The sequence below is a fragment of the Legionella hackeliae genome, assembly GCF_000953655.1.
Classification (GTDB): Bacteria; Pseudomonadota; Gammaproteobacteria; order Legionellales; family Legionellaceae; genus Tatlockia; species Tatlockia hackeliae.
The window spans coordinates 2,814,918-2,840,831 of sequence record NZ_LN681225.1; the positions used below are offsets into that span (position 1 = coordinate 2,814,918).

The window sequence follows — 25,914 nt, forward strand, 5'->3', positions numbered from 1 at the left end:
AATACTTTTACTTAATCCCCCACTTGCAATAATAAGGTATAAGATTCCTGTAAGCGCGTATTAAGTCGAGCAAAAAAATACATTAAATTGAAAAACCCCAGAGCTTTGTCTTCCAATGCCGAAAAACGCTTAGGATGCATAGCAATTGCTTTAGTAAGAATATCAAGCAAACTCTGTGCTGAAATCATTTCATTAGGTTTAGCATTACTTAAAAGTTTAATCAGGGTTTGAATATTATGTTTTGTTGTATGGATAGCAACCTTAATATTTTTTTTATCCTCTGTACTTAAAGAGGTCCATAACCACCGATAAGCTTCAATCAAATTAGCTATATATTGTGTACAAAATAAAACTTGTGTCAGAAAAACATTAAAATCCCTCATATTCAAGCGGTGAAAAAGAACTTCATAACGAATGGATAAGACTTGTTTGCGTATTTTCTGAAACTCCATGAGCAACTCTTGTTTAATAACCAGTTGTTGTTGAGGAGATTCGTCAAGCATTGAACTGATACTTTTGTCCATTTTTTCTAAGTAGAGAATAAAAATTTCTTTGACATTGGTTCTTACGGGAAAGAAGAAAAAACCCACTAATACGGCTATTAAAGCGCCAAGAGCAGTTTCTTCAATACGTTCTTTTAACAAAAGAAAATTCCAATCGCCCAGTAAGGCAAAGAAAAAAACCACAAAACCCGTCAGGGTAAAAACAGCAATCAAGTTATTAATCTGAATCAAATAAACAGTTAAAAAAATAAACGTCAATAAAATACTCATAATGAGAATTTCATTAGGAGGAATAATAAAATATAAACATGTTCCGCTAATTCCTCCCAAAACTGTCATAAGAACCCGTTCAATGGAGCGTTTTACACTTTCCCCCCAGGTTTGAGCAGTTAATGCCATCGCTGTTAAGGTAGCCCAGTAGCCATGCTCTAAATTAAATTGTCTGTGGATTAACTCGGCGATAGCTATAGCTATCGCCGCCTGAAACGCCATTCTTGTGGTATTTCTAATTTGCATGACTGGAATCCAACAGTTTGTCAAATTGTTGCACAATAAAACGTAAACTTAAATTTAAATTTAAGACGGCTATCACTAAATTAGGTTCAGTAATTTGTTCCTCATTCACTTTTTGCATGAATTTATCAAAAGAAACTTCAATTTTTTTAGCACTGACTTTATAAGATTTATCCATTTGTGCCGAATAAAACCAGCGTGAGAGTTGTTTATTGATAACACTTAAACTTAGCCTCACCTCTTTCGATAAAAAATGATTATGAATTCTCAAATTTCGATAAGCATCGATCATAATGATATAAGCTTGAGCTAAAGCATACTCACAAATCATTAACTCACTGATCAAATTTTCTTGTTGCTCATCAAATATGTCACTCTGATCAATGCTTTGATTACTTTCCAATAATCGATTGAGACTATCTTTAGTACGCACAAAGGTAAGACGTTGAAAATCTATGGGGGAATTTGCGCGCAAAAGATATCGTCTCACTTCGTTGAATCCTTGCGCTAAACTTTTAAAAAAGCGATTGGAATTATGAATATATAAACGCCTGTAGTTTTCAGGAAAAATAACCAACATTATCAATGCAGAAACAACCAAACCAATTATTAAGCCATGAATATGAGTCCATGCTTCAGCCGACGAATTAAAAGGCAAGATGGTTGCCATAAAGCATAATAGCCAAATCATCAAAGGTGCTATACTTGTTTGCAATCCGAAACGACGGATGTAGTTCACAGCAAATCCTAAAAGGACTAAGGCAATTGCTTTTAAATTAGCCGAATCGCGAATGAGAAGTCCTAAACTAAACGAGGCGAAATACAGAAGATCAAAGAAAATAATCTGCCCTATCCGCCAGAAATAATGTTTAGCAAAAGAACCTTGTATTGACATGGCGCATGAAACGCCTGCCATCGCTTTTGTGGCCATCGATTCGTTGTTAACGAGCAATAACGTGATAAGAATAGCGACTATTGTTTTCGTAGCATGCTTTAAACGAAAATAGCCTGGATCGATTTCCCAGAAAAAAGATTGTAGTCGTTTTATATTGAACACGTTATTAAGTATTTTGCGACGGATGAAAATTCGTATTATGCTAGGCTATTTCTTAAGATGATAGCAAATTATGACTAAGGTAAATCCTTCAGCCCAATTAATTTTTGATAAGGAAAATAACACCTATCAGTGCGAGGGATCTTGGTCCGTACTTCACTTGGATGGCTTATTAAAGCGTTTTTATACTGAAGAACTCCCTAGAGCTGACAAATTAGCCTTTAATGGAGAGCGACTGACTCAATTTGATAGTGCTGGTGCTTTAACACTTTTACAATGCATTAATACATTAAAAACAAAAGGTAAAGACGTTGAGCTCGTTAAATTTCACGAAGAGCAACAGGCGTTATTGGACCTTGTTGAAAAAAAACAAGACACCCTGGATTACAAACCACCGCCTCCCACCAAGCAAAATTTTTTAGCACGCATAGGTGAAGAAACTATCAATAAAATTAAACAGCTTGATGGTTTTATCATTTTAATTGGTGATTTAAGTTCTAAAATTTTCGAAGCCTTCGGCAATTGGCGACGTTTTCAACTCCCAAGTATTATCTCCAATATTGATTCAGCAGGCATCCAGGCATTGCCCATTGTAGGATTACTTGCATTTTTAATTGGTATTGTGTTGGCTTATCAAATGGGATTACAACTGCAAACCTATGGTGCCAATATTTTTATTGCCTACCTGTCTGGTCTTGCAATTTTTAGAGAATTTGGCCCTCTTATTACCGCGATCATCGTTGCAGGACGAACGAGTTCGGCATTTACAGCGCAAATTGGTAGCATGAAAATCAATGAGGAAGTGGATGCGCTTAAAACCATGGGGCTTTCTCCAACTGAACTTCTTGTCATGCCTAAAGTCATTGCCTTACTGTTTGTGTTTCCTTTGCTAATTTTTTGGGCTGATATGTTTAGTATTTTAGGTTCCTTATATATGTCAAAATGGATGCTCAATGTTAGCTACTCCGATTTTATGTTGCGGTTGAAAGATACAGTCGGGATTGACCAACTCATGTTAGGGTTATACAAAGCGCCAGCCTTTGCCTTACTAATTTCTTTGGTCGGTTGTTTTCAGGGCTTTCGAGTAGAAGCAGACACAATAGGTAGTCAGACTACCAAGAGTGTCGTTCAAGCCTTATTTTTGATTATTATTGCTGACGCAGCCTATTCCATTATTTATAGCTGGTTGGATTTATAAAATGAGTGAACCAGTTATTGAGATTACGGGGTTAAAAAATTGTCTGGGTGGCCAGTGGGTCCACTCAGATGTTAATCTCACCGTCGAGAAAGGAGAAATCCTGGCAATTATTGGCGGAAGTGGTAGTGGAAAAACGACCATTTTACGCAGCCTGCTCATGTTGCTAAAACCCACTGCTGGTACTCTGAAAGTGTTTGGCCAGGATATATCGAGTCTTCAGGGTAATCAGGCCAATGCGCTAAGACGACGTTGGGGAATGTTATTTCAGCATAGTGCCCTTTTTTCGGCAATGACGGTATTAGAAAATATAACCTTTCCTATGCGAGAATTTACCGAACTTGAGGAAAATTTCATGGAAGAGTTAGGCATGCTTAAAATTTCTTTAGTGGGCTTGCCTAAAGAAGCTGCCGGCAAATTTCCATCCGAGTTAAGTGGTGGTATGCAACGACGTGCTGCAGCAGCACGAGCAATTGCTATGGATCCTGAATTATTATTTTTGGATGAACCCACAACGGGACTTGATCCGCGAAGTGCGCGGCAGTTTGACGATCTTATTCTTTTTTTAAGAGAGACGCTAAGCTTGACGATTGTCATGATTAGCCATGATATTGAATCCTTAAAACGAACCACAGATCGTGTAGCCTTTGTCGGTGAAGGTAAGATATTGGATATTGGACCACTTGATAAGCTGATGCAAAACAAACATCCTTTAATTGCTGAATACTTCAGTAAACTTTAAACTGAAGAAATATAACCACGGGAGTGTGCTTTTTGGAAGCAAAAACCAACTACACAGTTGTCGGGATTATTGTTCTTATTCTTATAGCAGGCCTGCTTGCGTCAGGCTTGTGGCTATCTGTTGGCTTTGAACAAAAAAAATATCAAACGTTTGAAGTCTACATGCATGAAGCCGTATCCGGTTTAAGTAATGAAGCCGTTGTAAAATTTAATGGCGTTCAGGTCGGATTTGTTAAAAAAATCGAACTTAATCAACAAGATCCTCAGCAAGTGAAACTTTTACTGAGTATTGAAGAGGGAACCCCCATTACTACTAGCACTAGTGCCACCTTAATTTCACAAGGAATTACCGGTACGACGTATGTCGGACTTTCTGCAAGTTCATCTGACTTAACCCCTTTACGAAAAACCCCGAATCATCGCTATCCTATTATCCCCTCTAAGCCTTCGTTATTTCACCAACTCGATAGTGTTCTTAAAGAGGTTTCTGAGAATGTAAACAAAGTCAGCGTTGAGGTCAGCAGAATATTCGACAAAGAAAATGCTGAATACATTAAAAGAACGCTTGCTAATTTTAAAACAGTAACCGATGTTATTGCTAAAGACAGTGAACATATTCATCAAAGTTTACAAAGTGCTGATATTTTCTTGAACAATGCTGCAAAAGTGAGTAAAGAATTTCCAACAGTCGTTGCTGATTTGAAAGTTGGGGTACAAAAATTTAATACAATGGCCAACTCAGTGAGCCATGCTGGAGAGGAAATAGCGGATACCATGCAGGCAGGAAAATTAGCCATTAACAAAATCTCGCAGCAAGCAGTACCTCCAGCGGTGGTTTTACTTCGTCGACTTGATGTTATCGCTGCCAATCTTGAAAAGATTAGTGCCCAAATGCGCCAGAACCCTTCCGTTCTGATTCGTGGTACTAAACCACCCAAACCAGGGCCAGGAGAGTAATCGTGAAAAAATATAGTCTGGTAATACTAATCCTCGTGCTCTTATCTGGGTGTTCAGTGAAGCCACTTATTACGAATCAATACAAGTTAGGGGCGTTTAGTACGAAACAGTTCTCTAAGTCACCATCAAGACACTCCATTTTTGTAAATACCCCCGATGCAGTGGCTGGGTATCAAGATGAGAGCATGTTATATACAGTAAAGACTTATGAGTTAACTCCCTTTGTCCATAGTGCCTGGGTGGATCAACCTGCAGAAATGTTGTTACCTTTAATTGTTCAAAGTTTTCAACGTAGCGGCTATTTTCATGTGGTTGCCTCAAGCCCTGGCGCCGAAGTTGCCGAATATCGGATCGATACTCAGTTAATTGAACTTCAACAAAGCTTTTTAACAAAACCTAGTACTGTTCATTTTGTGGTTAAATCTGTATTGGTGCGGGTAGAAGACAGTCAGGTGATTGCTTCACGCATATTTAGTCACATTGTGCCTTGTCCCGCAGATACTCCCTATGGTGGCGTGGTCGCAGCAAATCAGGCAACACTATTGTTTACTACCGAGCTCACCAAATTTGTAATAAACCACATCGGGAGCCCAGGTTAACAATCATTTTTATCTAAATACACCACAGTAGCGAAACACAGAAAACAATTGTACAATGAGCCGCCATTGTGGCGATTTAACTATTAGTAATTCGAATAAGAAGGAGAATAAAAGGATGAAAGCCAGATCGTTTTGTAAGTTGGGACTTGTTGCCGCCAGCATGGTGCTGCTCGCATCCTGTTCAAAAACCCCTGGTAGTGCTGATGGCATGGGTGGTACTGGTGGAGCATCAGCCCATGGTCTGGGACAATTAGGTCGTTTCGCTGGACAAGAACCTGGTGAATCTTATACGACTCAAGCCCCCCATAATCAAATTTATTTATTCTCTTATGACGATAGTTCTTTTAATCCTAAGTACACTGCTTCTCTTAACGCACAATCAGAATATTTAAAAACTCATCCTGGTGCACGCGTTTTAATCGCTGGTCACACCGACGAACGTGGTAGCCGTGAGTACAACATTGCTCTTGGTGAGCGTCGTGCTGACACCGTTGCTGAATTAATGCATATGGCGGGTGTGGGTAGAGACCAAATTCGAGTTGTAAGTTATGGTAAGGAGCGTCCCGCTAATTTCGGTCATGACGAGGCTTCTCATATGCAAAATCGTCGTGTCGAGCTAACTTATGAGGCTACCCGATGATAAAATTCCATCGCCTTCTACTTTGCTTATGCTTCTCCTGGACTGTTCCGTTCCAGGTTTTTGCCGAAGCACCTGTAGTTGATGATAGTGAGAATTTTGCGATTTTGGACGATCAACAGGCTGTTATTGAACAGCCTGTTGCCAAAGCTCAATTGGAAGATACTGACAATGAGGAAGAGATTGCTCTTGCGCAAGATAATCGCGATAGTAACAATGCTAATGCAGGGTTACTTGATAAATTGCAAGGAATGCGGCAAGAACTTCAGGAATTGCGAGGGCAGCTAGAAGTACAAGCCCATGATTTGAAACTACTACAACAGCAACAGTTAGCTTTTTATAAAGACTTAGATGCCCGGTTACGAAATAATACTACTAATACTCCAGGCAAATCTGCTCAAGTAACACCAACAATGCCTGAAGAGAAACCCACTGAGTTGTCCATAGGTCCTAATGAAACTCACGTTTCACCCCCGTTAGAAACGCCAGAAAAATCTAAAACAACAACCGAAAATGTTGTTACTGCTCCAATAAATACAGCAGCTCGTGGGAACCCGGCAGACGAACAGATCAGTTATATGGCGGCTTATGATTTAGTTAAAAATAAGCGTTTTGATGATGCTTTAAAAGCAATGCAACGTTTCGTCGTTCAATATCCACAAGGTGGTTATACCGCCAATGCACAATATTGGTTAGGAGAGCTATATTTAGTTAAGAACAATTATGCACAAGCGATTGAGCATTTTGAGATTGTGTTAAAGAAATTTCCTTCTTCCAGTAAAGCTGCAGCAAGTACATTAAAGATAGGCTATGCATTAGCAGCTTCAGGTAAAATTGAAGATGCAAGAATGCGTCTACAAGAAGTTTTGAGAAATTATCCCGATACACCCACTGCACAGTTGGCTGCAACAAAATTGGAGACTTTAGGCGTTTCATGAAACATAGTAGTACCCAATTACGCATCACTGAAATCTTTCATTCGTTACAAGGTGAATCAGTTACCGTGGGCTTGCCCACGGTTTTCATTCGTTTAACAGGTTGCCCTCTACGCTGTCAGTATTGCGATACAGCATATGCTTTCAGTGGTGGGAATATTACTCCAGTTAGTACTATTTTGGATCAAGTCGCCTCCTATGAATGTAATTACGTTTGCGTCACCGGTGGTGAACCGTTGGCACAGCCTGGTTGCATCACTCTTCTCAGAGAATTATGTGATGCAGGCTACAATGTTTCTTTAGAAACGAGTGGTGCTCGTGATCTTAGTCAGGTTGATGAACGTGTCGTGATTGTGATGGATTTAAAAACACCTGACTCAAAAGAAAGCGATAAAAATTTATTTAATAATTTAATCTACTTAAAACCAAACGATCAGATAAAGTTTGTTTTATGTAGTCGTGAAGATTACGAATGGGCATGCCAAATCATGAAGGAATATAATTTATCTCAGCGTGTGCAAATTCTTTTTTCTCCAAGCTGGCATCAATTGAATCCAACTCAGCTTGCTGATTGGATAGTTAAAGACAAATTACCTGTCAGATTTCAATTGCAGCTTCATAAAATTTTATGGAATGATGCTCCAGGTCATTGATAGGGTATAGATATAATTGTAAGTTTTATATCGAATGCAACAATTCGTAATAATAAAAAGGTATATACCTAGAGGAGATAGTAATTATGCAGTGGTTCTCTCAAGCACCATCCAATATTGCATTAATTAAATACATGGGTAAAAAGGACGAAGCCAATAATATCCCGGATAATCCCTCTTTATCGTATACCTTAAATCATTTATTAAGCAGCGTGGTTCTTGAAGCCACACAAGGGAAAAAGGATTTTTGGGAACCCTTAGAAATTCCCGGCGCAGGAACATTTACCTTGTCACAAGCAGCACAAAGCCGTTTTCTAGAACATCTTGCCCGTCTTAAAGGGTATTTTAATTATACAGGCGCTTTTATAGTGCGCTCTTCTAATAATTTTCCTCACAGTAGCGGTTTAGCAAGCTCAGCATCCAGTTTTGCAGCGCTTACAAAATGCGCAACTCTTGCTCTTAGCGAATTAACCCATAAACCTTTACCTGCAATAGAAATACAAGCCCAGTGGAGTCGTCTAGGTTCTGGTTCCTCTTGTCGCTCTTTTTTTGGTCCCTGGGCCCTTTGGCAAAATGATCACGTTTCTTCCGTTAAATTCCCTTACGAGGAATTGGAACATCAGGTGATTATCATTAGTCACGATGAGAAAAAAGTTTCCTCAAAAGAAGCACATCGCCGCGTTAAAACCAGTTCTCATTACCCTACCCGCACTCAACGAGCTGCTGAGAACCTGAAAGTTTTACTTACGGCACTTGAATCAGAAGATTGGAAAAGCGCATATCAAATTTGCTGGCGTGAATTCCAGGATATGCACCAATTATTCATGACATGTGCCGAACCGTTCTCTTATATGACTGACAATACACACAAAGCGTTGCGCAGTATTCAGGATTTATGGCAACGTGAAGGTGATGGACCTATAGTTACCATGGATGCGGGTCCTAATATTCACCTGCTTTATCGTCTTGATCAAAGCGAAATGGCATTACAATTTAAACGCGATCAGTTAGTTGGTAATTATGATGTCTTATGATTTTCAAACAACAACGCACGGTAAATGGATTCTTGCCGGAGAACATGCCGTATTGCGAGGCCGAGGGGCGCTTGTCTTTCCTATCGCTGAAAAAAAATTAACCTTAAGTTATAAAAAGTCTACTTCCAAACTTAGTGCTGACTATGTGGGACAAAACAGTACAGATATCCATTTACTTTTCTGGAGTGTTTTAGAGCACGGTCAACAATTACTTGGTCAATCGTTAAATAATTTAAGCGGTCATTTTCATTTACATAATGATATTCCTATCGGAGTGGGCATGGGAGCTTCCGCTGCGCTTTGCGTCGCAATGGCCCGCTGGTTTGCAGCCCAACATAGGTTGGATAATCAAGAGATTGATAATTTTGCCAAAAGTCTTGAGAATTTATTTCATGGCAAGAGTAGTGGCCTTGATATTGCCGGTGTTGCCGCAGACACTGGTATTTATTTTAACCAAGGCTCGAGAATACCAATCCAACAGGTCTGGAAACCTAACTGGTTTCTCTCCTCTTGTGGACAAATTGGTGTTACTTCACATTGCATTCATCAAGTTCAGGTGTTTTGGGATACTGATGCAGCAAAAGCAAAAGAGATAGATAGCCAGATGGAAGAATGTGTCAAGAAAGCTCAGTTCGCTTTGGAGAATGACTTACCCATTTCATTAAAGATCTTGACAGAGGCTATTCAGGATGCTGCAAATTGCTTTAACGCTTGGGGACTTGTCAGTGAAAACTTGCAACAACATATGCAGAAACTTCTAAATGCAGGTGCTTTAGCGGTAAAACCGACAGGCTCAGGTGGCGGTGGTTATGTTTTAAGTTTGTGGGCAGATAAACCGCCCAATGACAATATTGAGTTCATCACAATCTAAATTGTGATGAACCAGGTTTTGAAAAGCAGGTTAGCTATATTTTTTTCACAAACTGCGACTTCAATTTCATGGGCCCAATACCGTCAATTTTGCAATCGATGTCATGATCACCTTCAACCAATCTAATGTTTTTCACTTTGGTACCTACCTTCACAACTAAAGAAGAGCCTTTAACCTTCAGATCTTTAATCACTGTAACGGTATCGCCATCTTGTAGGAGATTTCCATTGGCATCCTTAATAACTCGAGCGTTATCCGAGCTACTCTCAGCAGCCTCTTTGTTCCACTCATGCGCACATTCTGGGCAAATAAAAACCTCACCATCTTCATAAGTGTATTCTGAATTGCACCGCGGGCATTTGGGTAAACCACTCATGATTAAGTCCTGTTTACGAAATAATTCTGTGATTTTACCCGAATTGTAAAAGCTCTGCCTTGTTTTTAAAAATCATTTGGCTTTCAATTTGCTATCACGAAACTGTTCACATAGTTATCCACCAAATTTGTGGATAACTAAATATAACAGAATCGGTAGAAGAGACTTAGAGTCCAAGGGGGTTATAATCCTCAAACTCTTTATTCGAAGTTGTCAAAAATCCCAGTTCTTGTTTAGAGAGTTCTACCCGCTGCAACAAAGAAGGAATTTGCTTCTGCCATATCTTCAAGTCGTCAATAACTAACGGATGGATTGAGCAGATAGATATGGTTTCATTGATAGGAGTATCGGTGATATAGTACTTGATAAGTTCTGGGTAATTTGCAGTGATTTTTACTAAGCGACTGTCATTAGTTACAACAAAGATAAGATTCCCGGGATAGCTTTTGCATAATTCTTCCAAGGGTCGCGAAGAATTGGTAGCAAAAAGATACATCGAGAGAGTTTTCTCTTTTATTCCTTTATCTTCATGATCTGAAAATATATAGGTATTAATTGTGAATTCTTGTAAGGTTTTGCTAAAAATACCTCTAACTACATCTCCGTTATGATCTTGAAAGAATCCAATTGAGATTTCTTTAAACGCTAATGCATTGTTAACTCTTGCGGTTATTTTTTCCGCATCCAGATAACTCAACTCTCTGGAAATAACCTTTGACCGAAGTATGGGCAATAATGAATTCACCTGTTCTTTAAATTTAGTTTTGAAGAAACCTGGCTTTGCGGTACCTCCCAGTTCAGTTGAAGAAGGTGAGACAAATCGTTTCCATAAACCGTTGTCTTCAGCAAAGAATAAAAAAAATTTGGATACCACAAGCATTTTAGCTAACTCTTCAATTGAGAGATAACTTAAACACATTAAAATTATTTCCTCAGGTAGCTCTGTGATACTCATTGTTGCAACTTAACCGTTTATAATTGTCTATAGAGAAGATTGAGGGGAGAGTTTTGCATTGTTCATTATGCAAAAGAGGTTTGAAGATAACAACCTAATCAACAAATTGATAGTATACTTCACCTTCCTTCACCATACCCAATTCATAGCGAGCTTGCTCTTCTAATGCCTGATCACCACTTTTTAATTCTAGAATATCAGCTTCCATTGCTCGATTTCTGGAAAGAAGTTTATCATTTTCCTCTGATTGAGCTTCCATTTTTTTTTCAAGATTAATCCATTGAGAGACACTACCATCCCCCAACCACAATTTGTATTGCAGGCCGATTAATGCTAATAGCAAGATAACAATGATTGTTCGCATGAAGGAAAGTTGAGTAGAAGTTTTCTCCTATTATATACATCTCAAGCTTCTTTGCGAATCATTATTCCGCAATGGCAAAGGTCATGAACGAATAGGTATTCAAACTTAATTTTTGGACAAAAAACTCTACTCATTTCTTTTTTTGCGGCATAACCCATTGTTTCTTCGTTTCGTTATCAGTGCCAGTTGATTTTTTATTGGGTATAGCGTCCTCAGCCTCCGCATTTGCTTTAGTCATAGTATTAATAAACGATGCCGAATACTCCGAAGCATTAATTGTTTTTTGTCGCCTTAAGTTCTCTATTTCTGATTTAGCTTCCGGCACAATACTTAAAATGACTTGTAGAGATTCCTCTTTTGAGTTTTTTACAAGAATATCCAGCAATGAAAGATCATCATCATTTTTTGTTTTAATAGCTTCTAATCGGGCCTCTTTGGGGAGACTTTCCAGTGTGATTATTAGGCCTTCAATAGAAATAGATAATATCGCCATACTATGAAGTATTGAATTACCACTCAGGTGATCTTTTGTATTAATTGCTTGTAATCTATCTTCAGGAGGAAGAAGTGATAACATTTCTGAAAAGGAGGCATATTTATCGTCTCTATCAGCCAATATATGGGTTAAAGGATCACCGTTACAATTTAACTCCTGAACAACCTCTAATCGATGTTTTGGCTCTATTAGAGTTAATATTTCTAATACCCGTCGATGATCATCAGGATCTCTCGCAGCAATATGCACTATAGAATTTTTATCATGATTCTTCTCTTTTACAACTTTTAATAATTCTTCTTCGGACAAGTGATGTAAATATTTTTTTATAAACTTTAAGCCTTCATTTACATCCTGCACAATGGTAAAGAGCACCAAACATTGATTAGTTTCACTGTGTCTTTTGGCAGAATCCAATTTAATTTCCAGAATTTCATTGGCTATATTCTTATTAAGAATATTGGTGACATGGGAAGCCGCTCTTTTTACACATAAGCCTTTATCTATTTTTACGAAAACATCCTCTAAAGACAGAGGTTCATTCTTCTGAAGAATGTGTAATCCAAAAATTTTATGTTTTAAATCTTCACTTGATAAACCCTCGATAAGTTCTTTAAATTCAACGATTGCAATTATAGCGACTGAGGTTCCCTCTGCTAATTTATAGGCTAAATTAGCAATGGCTTCCTTTAAACTCAGTGACTTATGAGGTAACTCCATACTTTTTTCAATATTTCTGGCCACAATGCTCACCTGTCTTACATTGGAATCAGAATAAGTATAGTTGATGATGAAAATTTGTTTAGTTAACTAACTCTATGTGGAAATAGAGTGTAACCCAGGAGGAATTTGGGCCAGGATATAGCTCTCATCCTTAGGCCCAATATTGATTCCTGCTAATTTACTGCAAAAAAGTCGTGAGAGCATTTTTACCGGCATAAGGCAGAAGTGCCGTTTCATTGATACGCAGTAACTGATTGTATTTGGCTACTCTGTCAGTGCGGCATAAAGAACCTGTTTTGATTTGACCACACCCCGTAGCTACCGCCAGATCGGCGATAAAAGTATCTTCAGTTTCACCAGAGCGATGAGACATAACACATCGATAATCATTAGCCTGAGCAAGCCGAATGGCCTCTCTGGTTTCAGTGAGCGTACCGATTTGATTTGGTTTAATTAATATAGCATTGGCCATTTTTTGGGTAATGCCTTCTTGCAAGATATGAGAATTAGTGACAAATAGATCATCCCCAACCAATTGGATACGTTTACCCATACTAGTAGTTATTTCTTTCCAACCATCCCAATCATTTTCATCCAGACCATCCTCAATACTTACGATTGGGTAATTTGCTAATAATTGCGAATAATAAGCTATCAATTCTTTGCTACTTAATCGTTTATTTTCTGACGTTAGATGGTAACAACCGTTATGAAATAGTTCCGAGGCGGCAACATCGAGTGCAAACACAATATCTGAGCCTAATTTAAAACCCGCTTTCTCAGTTGCTTCCACAAGCAGATCCAGTGCTTGCTGATTAGATTGTAAATTTGGAGCAAATCCCCCCTCATCGCCTACGGCAGTATTCAAGTTTAAATTTTTCAATACAGCCTTTAAGACATGAAAAATTTCAACCCCCATTTGCAATGCCGTTGGGAAATCTGGTGCTCCAATAGGCATCAACATGAATTCCTGGATATCTACGTTGTTATCCGCATGTGCTCCCCCATTTAACACATTCATCATGGGGACAGGCATAGACATCAGTTGTCCCTGGTTCAGAGCAACGAACAAGGGCTTTTTGATAGCATTTGCATAGGCTCTGGCACTCGCGAGCGAAACAGCTAAAATCGCATTGGCCCCAAGCCGAGCTTTATTCACGCTGCCATCAATTTCACACAAACGAGCATCCAACCGGTCTTGCTCACTAACAGAGAAACCTTTTAGCGCTTGATTAATTTCATCATTAATATGAGTTACAGCCTGCCTCACTCCTTTACCTGCGTAGCGAGCGTCATCTTTATCTCGTAGTTCACAGGCCTCGCGGCTACCTGTGGAGGCACCAGAGGGTACGCTTGCCCGGCCAACTTCCCCATTCGACAGCGTAACTTCAGCTTCAATTGTTGGATTACCGCGTGAATCAAGAATTTCACGTCCTTTGATATTGGCTATTTGCATGGTTGCTCTCTGCTAATTTCTGTACTCTATGGAGGGTACAGCATAATGAAATTTGTTGTCAGCTATTGTTTTGCCAGAGAGGCAGGTTGTCAAGTTTAAGAAGTAAATAACGCTACTTCTTTTTATGGCGCCCACCTTTAGGCACAGGAACCATGGAAAAAGGAGAAAGTTCAAAATTTAAATTGTCTTCTTCCGCTGCAACTACTTGTTCTTTTTTTGCTAAAAAAGATAACAGCTCTTGATTTTTTAATTGCTCGATAAATTGGTCGTAATGTTTTCCCGAGGGGATACGAAATACTGTCTGGTTATTCGAGGATGCTTGCGTGTAATTACTCACATCAATCTTTTGTGTTTGTAGTTGATTCTTCAAGAGGGTGAATTCAGCATTAAGTACAGCCAGATATCTATCAATTGTGGTTGCATTATCGTTTGATGAAGAAACCTTACTGATAATGGTAAGCATTCCCTTTTCAAAATCATTGTCTATCTTTAATAATCCGGCATTTTTTAAATCTAAGAGTTTTTCCAATAAAACTAACCAGCCTTTTGGTTCTAGTTTCAAGGAAAGTTGCGGTTGCAATGAAGGGGTAATGGTATTTCCTTCAATAGTTACATCATTTAGCGTTGTTGCCATCATTACTCCAAGCCGGGCGATAAGTTCGTAATTTTATCAAACTAATCAAAAGTTGCCAGCAACAATGATGTTTATTTTGTTAAAAACTAGCAAACTTACTTGAATTCCGCCAAGTGGCTTATTTCACAATGCTCACTTTTATATATAATGTTGAATTTTGTTGAAACTGATCGCCCGCGCGAATCACTTCTGTGTTTGAATCAGCGGGCGCATCACCCTGTGGGCTTGATAAAGAAACCCATTTATTAAGAGGTACCATGACAGTTGTCATGACTTGTTGTTGATCAAATTGCTGATTGCTGACGCGGCTATCTTGCTCACGAATACGACGTACCGTTAATTTAACTTTTTGTCCTTGAAGAGTTGGTTCTACCAATAACCCATCTTGAACCAAGCGACGATCATAACTAATTCCAGGTCCCCACCAACCTATGCCGACAGAACTGATAACAGGTTGGTCCTGACCTGTACTAATAAAAGCAGATTGGCCGTTCATAACTTGCACGGATTGACGGCGTTGTTGATTTTGCTGCGAAGAAGTACTTATTACTATGGTGTTTGAATTTTGGGTGCTTAGCCAATCGGGGTCACCCTGGAAAATTGTGATTTCAAACGTTACCGGTGGCTGATCGATTTTATTTAATAAAACGCGTAATTGAGTGAGTGTTTGGGGGGTTACCTTAACAACGAGTGTTTGCCCGTTTCCAGTAATTTGCTCACCATCTTGTAGCAGAGGCTGCACCAATTGAATTACTGTGTCTGCATTTTGATAATTCAATTGAATTACTTTAGTCATCAAAGGTAATGCAAGTGCATTTGTCGCGATAAAAAACAAGCATAGAAGCCATTTTCTCATGATTAACACTCCTTGTTAATATTCAAAGTGTAGCACTATTTGTATTCCTTAAAAATTTTTCTTGGTATCGCTTTTTGATTCGCTGGAAATACAACTTGTACAAACTTAAGTTTGGTTTATAATCTCCCAATCTTTGTTCAAAGATCTAATTCATATGGGCAGCATATTTAACATGTTTGGGCCTTCACCTATACGGCCAATTGAACAGCATATGCGTAAAGCACACCTCTGTGCCAAGCAGCTACATCCTTTTTTTGAGGCAGTATTGCAACAGGACTGGAAAACAGCTGAAGCCGTACAGATAAAAATTTCAAGCATTGAAAAAGAAGCCGACATTATTAAGCGTGATTTGCGTCTTCATTTACCCACAGGTTTATTTTTGCCCGTTTCTCGTACTGATTTGCTTGAACTATTAAGCGCTCAAGATCGCATTGCAAACAAAGCCCAAGATATCGCGGGATTAATCGTTAGCCGAAAAATGATAATTCCTGATGCACTGGTTGCTGTATTTATGCCTTTTCTCGATCGTTGTTTAGATGCGTCTAAGCAAGCCTGTAAAGCAATTAATGAACTTGATGAATTGCTTGAAAGTGGGTTTCGCGGTAGTGAAGTCAAAATTGTTGAAGAAATGATTATGACCCTTGATGAGATTGAACATGACAGTGATGATAAACTGGCAGACATCAGACACCGTATTTTTGAGTTGGAAAAGGACTTACCGGCTATCGAAGTAGTTTTTCTTTATAAATTAGTTCAATGGATTGGTGACTTAGCAGATCATGCCCAAACTGTGGGTGGTCGGCTCCAAATTCTTATTGCCCGGTAGTAATTCCTATGGATTATCCTTTTTTATTGTTTATTCTTGCTGTTGCTTTTTGTTTCCTTATGACCTGGGGTGTAGGCGCTAATGATTTAGCAAACGTTATGAGCACCACAATGGGGTCTAAGGCAATTACTGTTCGCCAAGCAATGATTATCGCTATTGTATTTGAGTTTGCAGGCGCCTTCCTTGGCGGCAGTGGAGTAACTGAAACCATGCGCGATGGGATTATCGACAGTAGTCAATTATCCAATCAACCCTTAATTCTTATTGAAGGTATGCTGGGAGTATTGGTTGCTTGTACTGTTTGGATGAACCTGGCAAGCTACCTGGGCGTTCCAGTTTCCATTACGAATGCCTTAGTGGGTTCTATGGTTGGGTTTGGAACCGTTGTTTTAGGGACTAACGCCATTCATTGGCAACAGGTATATCATATTGCTATTGGATGGTTTACTTCTCCCCTTATCGCAGGTATTACCGGCTATGCTTTATTTTTAAGTATCCAACAAACCATTTTTATAAAAAGTGATCCTTTAGAAAAGGCTAAATGGTATGTCCCTATTTATCTCTTTTTGGTGGGTTCAATTTTATCCTTTATTACGGTTTTTAAGGGATTAAATCACTTTGATATTCACTTGAATTTAAAGCAGGACTTGGCGGTCACCCTGGCTTCAAGTATCAGCTTAACTATTATTGGCATGATAATTATCAAACATATTCCAGAAATGCCTCGTATTCGTCGACGTGAGCGCTTTCTGCAGGTTGAAAAATATTTTGCAGTGTTGATGGGATTAACTGCTTGTGCGATGGTTTTTGCACATGGTTCAAATGATGTCGCCTTGGCTGTGGGTCCTTTGACTATCATTTACAGCCTTATTATGCATGCAGACCAACCCTTAGTCGCGGCCAATTATCCTGCCTGGATTATTTTTCTCGGCTGTGCAGGAGTTATCATTGGCTTTCTAATGTATGGACGAAAGGTTATTGAAACTGTTGGTAGCTCAATCACAGCGCTAACGCCTAGCCGGGCTTTTGCCGCAACGCTTGCGGCAGCAACCACTGTCGTGGTAGCAACAAGCACAGGTATTCCTGTGTCAGCAACCCAAACCCTGGTGGGTGCCGTTTTGGGAGTAGGTTTAGCGCGAGGCATTGGTGCTTTAAATCTTATTGTAATTCGTAATATTTTCACATCATGGATATTAACATTACCGGCAGCGTCCTTGCTTACGATTCTTTCGTACAAAGTCCTACATTACCTTATTGGTTGATAAACTTCATTCAAGAACAAATCAAGAAGTCAATAATTACGATTCTCGACATTAATCGTAAATCAATGAAAATAACTCGCACACATTAACAACTTAAATTTTTATCCATGCACCGCTTTTTAGGCATCCGAGTTACCCCTTGGATGCCTTCCTTTCAGACTTAAAAAAAACTTGTGAAAACAGTGTGAAATTTGACTTCGCTCTTAATTGTTTCTTAATTATTTTATCGTATAATATGATTAAATTCTTTACAAGGAATACCAAATGCCAATCAAAATAGTCTTTTTTGGTCCAGAAGCTTCTGGTAAATCAGAGCTAACCAAAAAACTTCAGAAGCCTGAGAGCAGGTTTGAAAGTGAATATCAGGAAACAATTGGTGTTGATTTTGTACCAATAGACGAAATTCAATCCGAGAAGATTCAAATCTGGGATATAGCAGGAGCTGAAAGGTTTCAACTTCTTAGACCGGTTTATTTTAGGGGTGCTAATATTGTTTGTTACTGTGTGGATTTGTCTAAAGGCATTAATCAAAAACAAATTGAAAACGACATTAAGCAAGGTTTAGCCCATGCTCCAGAAGCTAAATTGATAATCATAGGTACTAAAGCCGATTTATGTATGCGTTCAGGTGAGAATCCGGAAGATAAATTGAATTCCCTGCAATTAAATGATGTTCCACATGAAAGAATTGTCACTTCTGCTTTTGACAAAACTGGATTAGTAAAAAACACTGAGTCTAAGGGAAAGACAAGCCTGTACGGTTTAATACACAAGGCAGTCAAAAATATATTGGAAGAGTCAAACCGAAGACTGACCCAACCACGTCCTCACGGTATTGTTCAGCCAAGTTCTCAGGATTTTCCTTCATCCTACACAAGAATGTGGTCTCAAGGTTCTTCTAACACCCTGGATGCTGCTCTCATCCTCTTAAGAGATTACAGTAAGCTCTCAAGCAAGCCAGGATTTTTTGAAAATCTCCAATCTTCGGCGAAGTTATTTGCTAGTGGTCATTGGTTTCGAAACAACCATAAGGCCGTGTCAGAAACTCTGAAGAAATCCTACAATAGTCCACAAGATTTACTTGAAGCACTTCGGAATAACTTAATTGAACAAGGGAACCCAATTAATGCTTCAGGAAGCTTGGCAAGACGAATTGATTTCATTCAACAACAAGCCAATATTTCAGTGATAAATTTTGACGACATCAATCGTGAAATACAACAAAATAATTCTCAGAAATTAGAACCTAAACTTTAATCCATTCATTCTTATTAGGCCTCCAGGCTCGTCCTTGGTGGCCTCCTTTCTCCGGACCTAATAAACTGTATAAAACAGCGCGAAATTTCGACTTCATTGTTAGTTATTTCTTCACTATTTTAACGTATAATAAGATAAATTTTTTTACAAGAAACACCAAATGTCTATCAGAGTAATTTTTTTTGGATCACAAGCTTCGGGTAAAACAGAGCTTATCAAAAAACTAAAGAATCCTGAGAGCGAATTTGATAGCGGATATTGTTCAACAATTGGTGTTGATTTTTTAACGATAGGCGAAAATGAGTCCGAGAGTATGCAAATATGGGATTAAGCAGGAAGTGAAAATTTTCGAGCTATTAGAGAATCTTATTTTAGAACGATGAGTATTCTCTGTTACTGTGTAGATTTATCTAAAACAATTGATCATGCAAAAATTGAACACGATATTAAAGAAGTTGCTCCTAAAGACGCTAAATGGATACTTATAGGGACTAAAGCCGATCTATGTAAGCGTTTAGGTGGGAATCCGGAAGAAAAACTAAAATCCATACAATTAAAAGCTATTCCTACACACGAAAGAATTGTCACTTCGGCCCTAAATAAAACTGGATGAGAGAAAAATACAGACTCAAAGGAAAAGACTCTATACAGCATACTATACAAAACAGTCGAAAATATATCAGGTATGACAAATCCAAAACTCAACCAACCTGTTCTCCCCAAGAATGTACAGCCTATTTCTCAGGGATTTCCTCCGTAATCGTTAAATCAATCAAATAACTCGCACACTTTAACAACTTAAAATTTTAATCCATGCAGCTCTTGTTAGTCATCCGAGTTCCCCCCTTGGATGCCTTCCTTTTAGACTTAAAAAAACTTTTGAAAACAGCGTGAAATTTTAACTTCGCTCTTAATTGTTTCTTAATTATTATATCGTATAATATGATTAAATTTTTTACAAGGAATACCAAATGCCTATCAAAGTAATTTTTTTTGGATCACAAGCTTCGGGTAAAACAGAGCTTATCAAAAAACTAAAGAATCCTGAGAGTAAATTTGAGAGTAAATATAAGAGAACAATTGGTGCTGATTTTTTACCGATTGGAGAAATTAAGTCGAAAAGTATTCATACATGGGATATTGCAGGAGATGAAAGGTTTCGAGCTCTTAGACTCTCTTATTTGAGAAATGCAAATATTCTTTGTTACTGTGTAGATTTGTCTAAAGACATTGATCATGCACAAATTGAAAAAGATATTAAGGAAGGTTTAGCTTATTCTCCTCCAGAAGCTAAATTGATAATTATAGGTACTAAAGCCGATTTATGTATGAGTTCAGGTGAGAATCCGGAAGATAAATTGAATTCCCTGCAATTAAATGATGTTCCACATGAAAGAATTGTGACTTCTGCTCTTGACAAAACTGGATTAGTAAACACTGAGTCAAAGGAAAAGACAACCCTGTACGGTTTAATACACAAATCATTCGAAAATATATTGGAAGAGTCAAACCCAAAACTGACTCAACCACGTCCTCACGGTATTGTTCAGCCAACTTCTCAGGATTTTCCTTCATCCTACACAAGAATGTGGTCTCAAGGTTCTTCTAACCCCCGGGATGCTGCTCTCATCCTCTTAAGAGATTACAGTAAGCTCTCAAGCCAGCCAGGATTTTTTGAAAATCTCCAATCTTCGGCGAAGTTATTTGCTTGTGGTCATTGGTTTCGAAATAATCATAAGGCAGTGTCAGAAACTCTGAAGAAATCCTACAATAGTCCACAAGATTTACTTACAGCACTTCGGAATAACTTAATTGAACAAGGGAACCCAATTAATGCTTCAGGAAGCTTGGCAAGACGAATTAACTTCATTCAAGAACAAATCAAGGAATCAGTGATTAATATTGACGACATTAATCGTCAAATACAAAAAAATAATTCTGAGAAATTAACACCTAAATTTTAAGCCACTTTTTGAAGATGCGATTCAATGAGGTTCATCTTTAATTTTGAAAATTAAATGGGTCAAAAAATGGCCCATTTAACAGTTAAATCACAATACCTTGTAACATCAAGACCTTAGAAATTTTCCCAAATTTCGCCATCCCCGGCGTCCGGGTTTGGATTATCACGAAGATAGGCAATTCGCTGATGCTTTTTTATTTCTTTTAACTGTGACTCTGATTTTTTATGGTTTGCATCAAACTCATATAAAAATTTATCATAAGGACTGACATAGGCTTTATCAATGTCATTGTTACTATTCATGATTAATCCTGTTTTACGTATTATACTAAAGAAATAATTTTATCGGGTTTTTGAACAAGTTACCATCAAGAATTAGTATAGTACGAGAAAGGAACTCCTATGACCATAAAAAAAGCGGAATTACATACCCATTTGGAAGGCACTATTACACCAGAGTTAGCAAAAAAACTGGCAAAACGAAATAATATTTCCTTACCAGACTCTCTCATTGCGACCGATGGACAAAGCTATCGCTATAAGGATTTCCTTGATTTTTTAAAAGCTTATGACGCTGTTGCCGCAGTCATCAAGCATCCTGAGGATTATTACGATATTACATTTGACTATTTAAAAGCGAATGCTTTGGAAAATACACTCTACGTTGAAATGATGTACTCTCCTGATCATGCCGAAAAATCAAGCAATATCCCGTCTAGAGAACATTTAAATGCAATCCAGCAAGCCATTGATGATGCAGAGGAACAATATAACATCATTGGTCGTATAATTATTACTGCTGTCCGTCATTTTGGCTCTGAATCTGCAACTAAAGTCGCTAAACAAGCTATTAAAGAAGATATACCCTGTGTTGTCGGGTTTGGGTTGGGTGGTGATGAAATTCACTTTCCCCCTAAGCTGTTTGCCGAAGCCTACAAAATTGCTGCTGACGGCGGTCTCCACTGTACCGTTCATGCAGGCGAATTCGCTTCCGCCAGTGGTATGATGGAGGCCATGCAATATTTACCCATTAAACGGATTGGACATGGCGTGCAAGCTATTCATTCTCAAGAGACGATTTCCTTACTTAAAGATAAAAATATTTCTCTTGAAATTTGCCCTTCCAGCAACATCGCCTTAGGTCTTTTCCCTGACTTACTAAATCATCCTTTACCTCGTCTGCTTGATGCGGGTATTTCCATCAGCTTAGGTTCAGATGATCCTCCTTTTTTCCGCACTAATTTAGCGAATGAGTATCGACGTGTACAACAAGGTTATCGTTACAGTGATCAACAAATGACCCATTTTACTGCCATGGCAATTGATGCAGCCTTTGCTGATAACGATACAAAACTTAAACTCAAAAAGAAGTTAGAGGATTAAAGGAACGCTGAGACTAAAGATTAATCTTGGCCTTTTCTCGATGCCTCGGACAAGCCGAGGCAAGTAGGGGGAGAGCTCAGGCACGTAATAAGAGTCGCCCTGATTTCAGGCAACGGCTTCCATATACTGGCGAAGCTTTTTCATTGCATTTTTTTCTAACTGACGTACACGCTCAGCAGAGACGCCATATTTATCAGCTAAATCATGCAAAGTTGCTTTGTCTTCTGCTAGCCAACGTTGCTGTAAAATATCTTGGCTACGCTCATCCAATCGTTCCAGAGCCAGGAATAACTGCTCCCGTCCATGCTCATTACTTGTTTCTTTTTCAATCAATTGAGCAGGATCACTGTGGGCATCATATAGATAATTTGATGGTGATTTAAACGATTCGTCGTCATCATCAGAAACCGGGCCATCGTAAGATGCGTCCATTGCATTCAAACGCTGCTCCATGATTAACACGTCTTCACGGCTAACCCCTAAATCTTTGGCAACAGCATCTACTTCTTCCTTGCTAAACCAGCCCAAGCGGTTTTTCATATGACGAAGATTAAAAAATAATTTGCGTTGCGCTTTGGTGGTAGCAATTTTGACGATACGCCAATTGCGTAGAACAAACTCATGAATCTCTGCTTTTATCCAGTGCACAGCAAAAGAAACGAGGCGTACCCCCATTTTAGGGTCGAAGCGCTTTACTGCCTTCATTAAGCCAATGTTACCTTCCTGGATTAAATCATTTAACGGTAACCCATAGCCTAGATAACCACGCGCAACACGTACCACATAACGTAAATGAGCTAGTACTAAACAACGAGCGGCCTCCAAATCACCTTCTGTTTGGAAGCGTTCAGCACAGTCATATTCTTCTTCAGCAGAGAGCATTGGTACTTGATTGACGCGATGAATATAAGCATCAAGGCTGCCAATTGGAAAATTTAATGACGCTAACTGTAACTGCTGATTCATACATCCTCCATTACCAACATCATATTCGATAAAATGCATCAACGAGGTTTGGCAAAACTTCCTTATTATAACTAATTATAGGGCTCAATTGAAGCAAGTTGGCGATTTACTGATAATCTAGCACCCAACCATCCTAGTAACGTTGAAACTAAAACCAATAAATAAGCTTGTTTAACCGACAAACCCATAATAGGGTAATTCATTTGGTAGGCAGACGCCAACTGCTTGATTGCTACTGCAAAGCTTAGCATAAAAATGTTAACAAAAAGCACCGCCAGTATTGCTCCCGCTAAACTGTACCAGATACCGGAATATAAGAAGGGACGTGCAATAAACGAATCAGTAGCCCCTATTAGTTTCAGCACCTGTATTTCCTCATGGCGATTATGAATGGCTAAACGCAAGGTATTGCCAATAATAAGCACTACAGCTGACGCTAAAAGTGCCATAACAGCATGAGCTGCCTTATTTGCAAAACCAAGAATAGCATGCAGCCGTGTTAACCATTCCATATCTAATTTAGCTTGCTCAATCTGCGGTAAGGCTTGTAAACGGGTGTACAATTGTTCTACTTGAAAAGGCTGATTAATAGCAACAGCCGGTACCACTTCAATGACAGCAGGTAAAGGATTCTCAGGAAGATAACGCATAATATCATGCATACCTTCCTGCTGTTGCAATTCCGTTAATCCTTCGGCTGGCGTTTTCAAACTTGCTTTACCAACGCCTTCGACAGCTTGCACCTGTTCTAGTACAGCGATTTCTTGTGCAGAGGTTAATCCAGGTTTTAAATAAAGTGAAATATGGCCACCTTTTTGCCAGTTATTAGTCATTTTCTCAAGATTGTCACTAAAAACCCAAAATAGTGCCGGTAGGGTTAATGTAATCGCAATGACAATCACGGTCATCATGGTTGCCATTGGTTTTCGGCAAAGCAAATTAAGGCTGTTACTGGCAGCTTGCAGATGATAGGAAGCAAGTGAGCGTATAATCTTTAACACATTCTACCCCCTTTTAACATAACAATGCGGTGTTTCAATCCCGCAATTAACGCTAAATCATGGGTAGCAATAAGGATGCTGACACCAACCTGATTAAATTGCTCAAATAACTTCATAATTTCCGAAGATAAACTTGGATCTAAGTTTCCGGTAGGTTCATCCGCTAAAAGTAAAGCCGGTTTGTGAACAACAGCCCGCGCAATGCCTACTCGTTGCTGTTCTCCACCCGACAAATGAACAGGCAGCATTTTTTCCTTATTTAACAAACCAACCATATCTAAAGCAGCATGAACTCGCTTGGTAATCATTGGAGGAGTCAGACCCTGGATTTGTAGTGGCAAAGCAACATTATCAAAAACCGTACGATCGTTTAACAAATTGGGCGATTGGAATGTAATTCCAAGACTGCTACGGTGCGCGGCAATATCGTTTTTCTTTAATTGATTTAAGCGGACACCATTGATCACAATCTGTCCGGATGAAGGAACTTCAAGCATGGCGATTAGCTTAAGCAGCGTACTTTTCCCAGCACCAGAATGCCCTGTAAGAAAAGCCATTTCACCTTTTTGCAGTGAAAAATTAACTTGGCTTAGTGCTTCAAACCCGCCCGGATAACGTTTAGTAACTTGGTCAAACTTGATCATCATTAAAAATTGCTCTAACAAATTGTGATGCATTGAAGGGACGAAGGTCATCAATTCCTTCCCCTATCCCCAGATAACGAAATGGTATGCCTAACTCATTGGCAATTGCAAACAATATCCCGCCTTTCGCCGTGCCATCCAGTTTCGTCATCATTATTCCAGTTAAGCCAACAGCTTCATGGAATTGGCGAGCCTGATTAAGGGCATTTTGTCCTATGCTGGCATCGAGAACGAGCATCACCTCATGTGGGGCCTTTGGATCCAATTTTTGCATTACTCGCTTCACTTTCTTAAGTTCTTCCATTAAATTGCCCTGGGTATGTAATCGCCCCGCAGTATCAGCGATTAAAATATCTATACCGCGAGCTTTAGCAGCCTGTAAAGCATCATAGATAACAGAAGCACTGTCAGCGCCTGTATGCTGTGCAATCACGGGAATTTGATTACGCTCTCCCCACACTTGTAATTGCTCGACGGCAGCAGCTCTAAAGGTGTCACCTGCAGCTAACATAACTTTCTTCCCTTGCTGCTGAAATTGTTTTGCCATTTTACCAATGGAGGTAGTTTTTCCTGCGCCATTAACACCAACAGTCAAAATAACAAAAGGAGATTTATCCGCTGTTTCAATTTGTAACGGTTGTTCACAAGCAATGAGCATGTCTTCCAGACGTTTTTTGAGAGTCAGGAAAACAGCATTACCATCCGTTAATTGTTTTCTAGCCAGGCCATCGATTAGTTGCTTTAAAATACTTTGTGAAGTTTCAATCCCTAAATCGGCACTTAATAGCAGCGTCTCCAGATCCTCAAGAAGCGCCGCATCGATTTCTTTTTTGCCTAACAATAAACGACCGATACCCTCACCAAACTGCTGCCGTGTTTTGCTTAACCCTTTCTTAAATCGAGCAAAAAAGCTTTCTTTTGATGTAGTCTCTGTGGCAGGAGCTTCTATTGGCGGCAGGATTTCTGCGGGCGTAATAACCTCTTCAGCCGTCTTGGAAACTGACTCTGTTCCATCTTGATTTCGCTTAAACCATTTAATCATAAGTGTACAAAACTAAGG

Annotated in this window: 28 protein-coding genes and 3 pseudogenes; 17 read left to right on the forward strand and 14 right to left on the reverse strand. The window is 39.0% G+C overall.

Annotation, left to right across the window (positions count from 1 at the left end):
• Window positions 1–11: 11 nt before the first annotated feature.
• On the reverse strand, window positions 12–1,019 hold the full coding sequence (locus LHA_RS12385) for an FUSC family protein (protein WP_045106813.1): 1,008 nt from the start codon (window positions 1,017–1,019) through the stop codon (window positions 12–14).
• The gene (locus tag LHA_RS12390) at window positions 1,009–2,073 is read right to left on the reverse strand and encodes an aromatic acid exporter family protein (RefSeq protein WP_147292362.1); all 1,065 of its coding nucleotides are present in this window, start codon (window positions 2,071–2,073) and stop codon (window positions 1,009–1,011) included. Before LHA_RS12390 ends, LHA_RS12385 begins: the two co-directional genes overlap by 11 nt.
• A gap of 70 nt (window positions 2,074–2,143) precedes the next feature.
• Here LHA_RS12390 and LHA_RS12395 point away from each other — a divergent pair, with 70 nt between their 5' ends.
• From LHA_RS12395 to LHA_RS12435, 10 genes and pseudogenes are all read left to right on the forward strand, one after another.
• Entirely contained in the window at window positions 2,144–3,268 is a 1,125-nt protein-coding gene (locus LHA_RS12395; protein WP_045106815.1) for an MlaE family ABC transporter permease, read from the forward strand.
• 1 nt (window position 3,269) lies between these two features.
• Window positions 3,270–4,007 carry an ABC transporter ATP-binding protein gene (locus LHA_RS12400; RefSeq protein ID WP_045106816.1) on the forward strand — a complete coding sequence of 246 codons (738 nt, stop codon included), beginning with the start codon at window positions 3,270–3,272 and terminating at the stop codon, window positions 4,005–4,007.
• A gap of 32 nt (window positions 4,008–4,039) precedes the next feature.
• Complete coding sequence (locus LHA_RS12405) at window positions 4,040–4,963, forward strand: MlaD family protein (RefSeq protein ID WP_045106817.1); 924 nt, start codon at window positions 4,040–4,042, stop codon at window positions 4,961–4,963.
• 2 nt (window positions 4,964–4,965) lie between these two features.
• Window positions 4,966–5,562, forward strand: coding sequence for an ABC-type transport auxiliary lipoprotein family protein (locus tag LHA_RS12410; protein ID WP_045106818.1), 597 nt, complete (start codon window positions 4,966–4,968; stop codon window positions 5,560–5,562).
• Between the two features lie 115 nt (window positions 5,563–5,677).
• Window positions 5,678–6,202 carry a peptidoglycan-associated lipoprotein Pal gene (pal, locus tag LHA_RS12415; RefSeq protein ID WP_045106819.1) on the forward strand — a complete coding sequence of 175 codons (525 nt, stop codon included), beginning with the start codon at window positions 5,678–5,680 and terminating at the stop codon, window positions 6,200–6,202.
• The gene (gene ybgF, locus LHA_RS12420) at window positions 6,199–7,137 is read left to right on the forward strand and encodes a tol-pal system protein YbgF (protein ID WP_045106820.1); all 939 of its coding nucleotides are present in this window, start codon (window positions 6,199–6,201) and stop codon (window positions 7,135–7,137) included. The genes pal and ybgF overlap by 4 nt, the downstream gene beginning before the upstream one ends.
• Window positions 7,134–7,787, forward strand: a complete 654-nt coding sequence (queE, locus tag LHA_RS12425; protein ID WP_045106821.1) for a 7-carboxy-7-deazaguanine synthase QueE — start codon at window positions 7,134–7,136, stop codon at window positions 7,785–7,787. The genes ybgF and queE overlap by 4 nt, the downstream gene beginning before the upstream one ends.
• Window positions 7,788–7,873: 86 nt before the next feature.
• A pseudogene (locus LHA_RS17685) lies at window positions 7,874–8,356 on the forward strand (GHMP family kinase ATP-binding protein); the annotation flags it as partial.
• A 114-nt stretch (window positions 8,357–8,470) separates the two neighbouring features.
• A pseudogene (locus tag LHA_RS17690) lies at window positions 8,471–8,821 on the forward strand (diphosphomevalonate decarboxylase); the annotation flags it as partial.
• Window positions 8,811–9,692 carry a mevalonate kinase family protein gene (locus LHA_RS12435; protein ID WP_045106823.1) on the forward strand — a complete coding sequence of 294 codons (882 nt, stop codon included), beginning with the start codon at window positions 8,811–8,813 and terminating at the stop codon, window positions 9,690–9,692. The pseudogene LHA_RS17690 and the gene LHA_RS12435, both read left to right, overlap by 11 nt.
• Before the next feature lie 34 nt (window positions 9,693–9,726).
• Here the strand turns inward: LHA_RS12435 and LHA_RS12440 are convergent, their stop codons facing one another.
• The 7 genes from LHA_RS12440 to LHA_RS12470 form a co-directional block, all read right to left on the reverse strand.
• Window positions 9,727–10,068, reverse strand: coding sequence for a zinc ribbon domain-containing protein YjdM (locus LHA_RS12440; RefSeq protein WP_045106824.1), 342 nt, complete (start codon window positions 10,066–10,068; stop codon window positions 9,727–9,729).
• Window positions 10,069–10,234: 166 nt separating this feature from the next.
• A complete protein-coding gene (locus tag LHA_RS12445) occupies window positions 10,235–11,023 on the reverse strand; it encodes an F-box protein (protein ID WP_115678766.1) in 789 nt (262 codons plus the stop codon).
• A 94-nt stretch (window positions 11,024–11,117) separates the two neighbouring features.
• Entirely contained in the window at window positions 11,118–11,387 is a 270-nt protein-coding gene (gene ftsB, locus LHA_RS12450; protein ID WP_045106826.1) for a cell division protein FtsB, read from the reverse strand.
• Window positions 11,388–11,517: 130 nt separating this feature from the next.
• A complete protein-coding gene (locus tag LHA_RS12455; RefSeq protein ID WP_045106827.1) occupies window positions 11,518–12,627 on the reverse strand; it encodes a hypothetical protein in 1,110 nt (369 codons plus the stop codon).
• Between the two features lie 157 nt (window positions 12,628–12,784).
• On the reverse strand, window positions 12,785–14,062 hold the full coding sequence (gene eno / locus LHA_RS12460) for a phosphopyruvate hydratase (RefSeq protein WP_045106828.1): 1,278 nt from the start codon (window positions 14,060–14,062) through the stop codon (window positions 12,785–12,787).
• 112 nt (window positions 14,063–14,174) lie between these two features.
• Complete coding sequence (locus LHA_RS12465) at window positions 14,175–14,696, reverse strand: hypothetical protein (RefSeq protein ID WP_045106829.1); 522 nt, start codon at window positions 14,694–14,696, stop codon at window positions 14,175–14,177.
• A 118-nt stretch (window positions 14,697–14,814) separates the two neighbouring features.
• Window positions 14,815–15,555, reverse strand: a complete 741-nt coding sequence (locus tag LHA_RS12470; RefSeq protein ID WP_045107580.1) for a secretin N-terminal domain-containing protein — start codon at window positions 15,553–15,555, stop codon at window positions 14,815–14,817.
• A gap of 151 nt (window positions 15,556–15,706) precedes the next feature.
• Here LHA_RS12470 and LHA_RS12475 point away from each other — a divergent pair, with 151 nt between their 5' ends.
• The 6 genes and pseudogenes from LHA_RS12475 to LHA_RS12495 all read left to right on the forward strand — a co-directional run bounded on the left by LHA_RS12475 (window position 15,707) and on the right by LHA_RS12495 (window position 20,861).
• The gene (locus LHA_RS12475; protein ID WP_045106830.1) at window positions 15,707–16,378 is read left to right on the forward strand and encodes a TIGR00153 family protein; all 672 of its coding nucleotides are present in this window, start codon (window positions 15,707–15,709) and stop codon (window positions 16,376–16,378) included.
• An 8-nt stretch (window positions 16,379–16,386) separates the two neighbouring features.
• The gene (locus LHA_RS12480; protein WP_045106831.1) at window positions 16,387–17,640 is read left to right on the forward strand and encodes an inorganic phosphate transporter; all 1,254 of its coding nucleotides are present in this window, start codon (window positions 16,387–16,389) and stop codon (window positions 17,638–17,640) included.
• 264 nt (window positions 17,641–17,904) lie between these two features.
• The gene (locus LHA_RS12485; RefSeq protein ID WP_045106832.1) at window positions 17,905–18,897 is read left to right on the forward strand and encodes a GTP-binding protein; all 993 of its coding nucleotides are present in this window, start codon (window positions 17,905–17,907) and stop codon (window positions 18,895–18,897) included.
• A gap of 160 nt (window positions 18,898–19,057) precedes the next feature.
• On the forward strand, window positions 19,058–19,228 hold the full coding sequence (locus LHA_RS16990) for a P-loop NTPase family protein (RefSeq protein ID WP_156413567.1): 171 nt from the start codon (window positions 19,058–19,060) through the stop codon (window positions 19,226–19,228).
• A gap of 12 nt (window positions 19,229–19,240) precedes the next feature.
• A pseudogene (locus LHA_RS12490) lies at window positions 19,241–19,510 on the forward strand (hypothetical protein); the annotation flags it as partial.
• A gap of 358 nt (window positions 19,511–19,868) precedes the next feature.
• A complete protein-coding gene (locus LHA_RS12495) occupies window positions 19,869–20,861 on the forward strand; it encodes an ADP-ribosylation factor-like protein (protein WP_045106834.1) in 993 nt (330 codons plus the stop codon).
• Window positions 20,862–20,974: 113 nt separating this feature from the next.
• On the opposite strand, the gene LHA_RS12500 is transcribed toward LHA_RS12495, so the two are convergent.
• Window positions 20,975–21,163, reverse strand: a complete 189-nt coding sequence (locus tag LHA_RS12500) for a CBU_0585 family protein (RefSeq protein WP_045106835.1) — start codon at window positions 21,161–21,163, stop codon at window positions 20,975–20,977.
• A gap of 99 nt (window positions 21,164–21,262) precedes the next feature.
• On the opposite strand from LHA_RS12500, the gene LHA_RS12505 reads away from it, so the two are divergent.
• Window positions 21,263–22,243 (forward strand): adenosine deaminase, encoded by a 981-nt coding sequence (locus LHA_RS12505; RefSeq protein ID WP_045106836.1) that lies wholly within the window; start codon window positions 21,263–21,265, stop codon window positions 22,241–22,243.
• 105 nt (window positions 22,244–22,348) lie between these two features.
• Here LHA_RS12505 and rpoH read toward each other — a convergent pair whose 3' ends face one another.
• The 4 genes from rpoH to ftsY all read right to left on the reverse strand — a co-directional run bounded on the left by rpoH (window position 22,349) and on the right by ftsY (window position 25,896).
• Window positions 22,349–23,209: an RNA polymerase sigma factor RpoH gene (rpoH, locus tag LHA_RS12510; protein WP_045106837.1), complete on the reverse strand. Its 861-nt coding sequence runs from the start codon at window positions 23,207–23,209 to the stop codon at window positions 22,349–22,351.
• Window positions 23,210–23,280: 71 nt separating this feature from the next.
• Window positions 23,281–24,210, reverse strand: coding sequence for a permease-like cell division protein FtsX (gene ftsX / locus LHA_RS12515; RefSeq protein ID WP_045106838.1), 930 nt, complete (start codon window positions 24,208–24,210; stop codon window positions 23,281–23,283).
• The gene (gene ftsE / locus LHA_RS12520) at window positions 24,204–24,854 is read right to left on the reverse strand and encodes a cell division ATP-binding protein FtsE (RefSeq protein WP_045107581.1); all 651 of its coding nucleotides are present in this window, start codon (window positions 24,852–24,854) and stop codon (window positions 24,204–24,206) included. The genes ftsX and ftsE overlap by 7 nt, the downstream gene beginning before the upstream one ends.
• Window positions 24,841–25,896, reverse strand: a complete 1,056-nt coding sequence (ftsY, locus tag LHA_RS12525) for a signal recognition particle-docking protein FtsY (protein WP_045106839.1) — start codon at window positions 25,894–25,896, stop codon at window positions 24,841–24,843. Before ftsY ends, ftsE begins: the two co-directional genes overlap by 14 nt.
• Window positions 25,897–25,914 lie beyond the last annotated feature (18 nt).

Excerpts from the sequence above, each read along its gene's own strand:
- LHA_RS12435 (WP_045106823.1), top strand. The coding sequence starts at position 8,811 with ATGTCTTATGATTTTCAAACAACAACGCACGGTAAATGGATTCTTGCC.
- LHA_RS12385 (WP_045106813.1), bottom strand. The coding sequence starts at position 1,019 with ATGCAAATTAGAAATACCACAAGAATGGCGTTTCAGGCGGCGATAGCT.
- LHA_RS16990 (WP_156413567.1), top strand. The coding sequence starts at position 19,058 with ATGTCTATCAGAGTAATTTTTTTTGGATCACAAGCTTCGGGTAAAACA.
- eno (WP_045106828.1), bottom strand. The coding sequence starts at position 14,062 with ATGCAAATAGCCAATATCAAAGGACGTGAAATTCTTGATTCACGCGGT.
- LHA_RS12495 (WP_045106834.1), top strand. The coding sequence starts at position 19,869 with ATGCCTATCAAAGTAATTTTTTTTGGATCACAAGCTTCGGGTAAAACA.
- LHA_RS12500 (WP_045106835.1), bottom strand. The coding sequence starts at position 21,163 with ATGAATAGTAACAATGACATTGATAAAGCCTATGTCAGTCCTTATGAT.
- pal (WP_045106819.1), top strand. The coding sequence starts at position 5,678 with ATGAAAGCCAGATCGTTTTGTAAGTTGGGACTTGTTGCCGCCAGCATG.
- LHA_RS12465 (WP_045106829.1), bottom strand. The coding sequence starts at position 14,696 with ATGGCAACAACGCTAAATGATGTAACTATTGAAGGAAATACCATTACC.
- ybgF (WP_045106820.1), top strand. The coding sequence starts at position 6,199 with ATGATAAAATTCCATCGCCTTCTACTTTGCTTATGCTTCTCCTGGACT.
- ftsE (WP_045107581.1), bottom strand. The coding sequence starts at position 24,854 with ATGATCAAGTTTGACCAAGTTACTAAACGTTATCCGGGCGGGTTTGAA.
- LHA_RS12395 (WP_045106815.1), top strand. The coding sequence starts at position 2,144 with ATGACTAAGGTAAATCCTTCAGCCCAATTAATTTTTGATAAGGAAAAT.
- ftsY (WP_045106839.1), bottom strand. The coding sequence starts at position 25,896 with ATGATTAAATGGTTTAAGCGAAATCAAGATGGAACAGAGTCAGTTTCC.
- LHA_RS12400 (WP_045106816.1), top strand. The coding sequence starts at position 3,270 with ATGAGTGAACCAGTTATTGAGATTACGGGGTTAAAAAATTGTCTGGGT.
- LHA_RS12480 (WP_045106831.1), top strand. The coding sequence starts at position 16,387 with ATGGATTATCCTTTTTTATTGTTTATTCTTGCTGTTGCTTTTTGTTTC.
- queE (WP_045106821.1), top strand. The coding sequence starts at position 7,134 with ATGAAACATAGTAGTACCCAATTACGCATCACTGAAATCTTTCATTCG.
- LHA_RS12445 (WP_115678766.1), bottom strand. The coding sequence starts at position 11,023 with ATGAGTATCACAGAGCTACCTGAGGAAATAATTTTAATGTGTTTAAGT.
- ftsB (WP_045106826.1), bottom strand. The coding sequence starts at position 11,387 with ATGCGAACAATCATTGTTATCTTGCTATTAGCATTAATCGGCCTGCAA.
- rpoH (WP_045106837.1), bottom strand. The coding sequence starts at position 23,209 with ATGAATCAGCAGTTACAGTTAGCGTCATTAAATTTTCCAATTGGCAGC.
- LHA_RS12475 (WP_045106830.1), top strand. The coding sequence starts at position 15,707 with ATGGGCAGCATATTTAACATGTTTGGGCCTTCACCTATACGGCCAATT.
- LHA_RS12440 (WP_045106824.1), bottom strand. The coding sequence starts at position 10,068 with ATGAGTGGTTTACCCAAATGCCCGCGGTGCAATTCAGAATACACTTAT.
- LHA_RS12485 (WP_045106832.1), top strand. The coding sequence starts at position 17,905 with ATGCCAATCAAAATAGTCTTTTTTGGTCCAGAAGCTTCTGGTAAATCA.
- LHA_RS12505 (WP_045106836.1), top strand. The coding sequence starts at position 21,263 with ATGACCATAAAAAAAGCGGAATTACATACCCATTTGGAAGGCACTATT.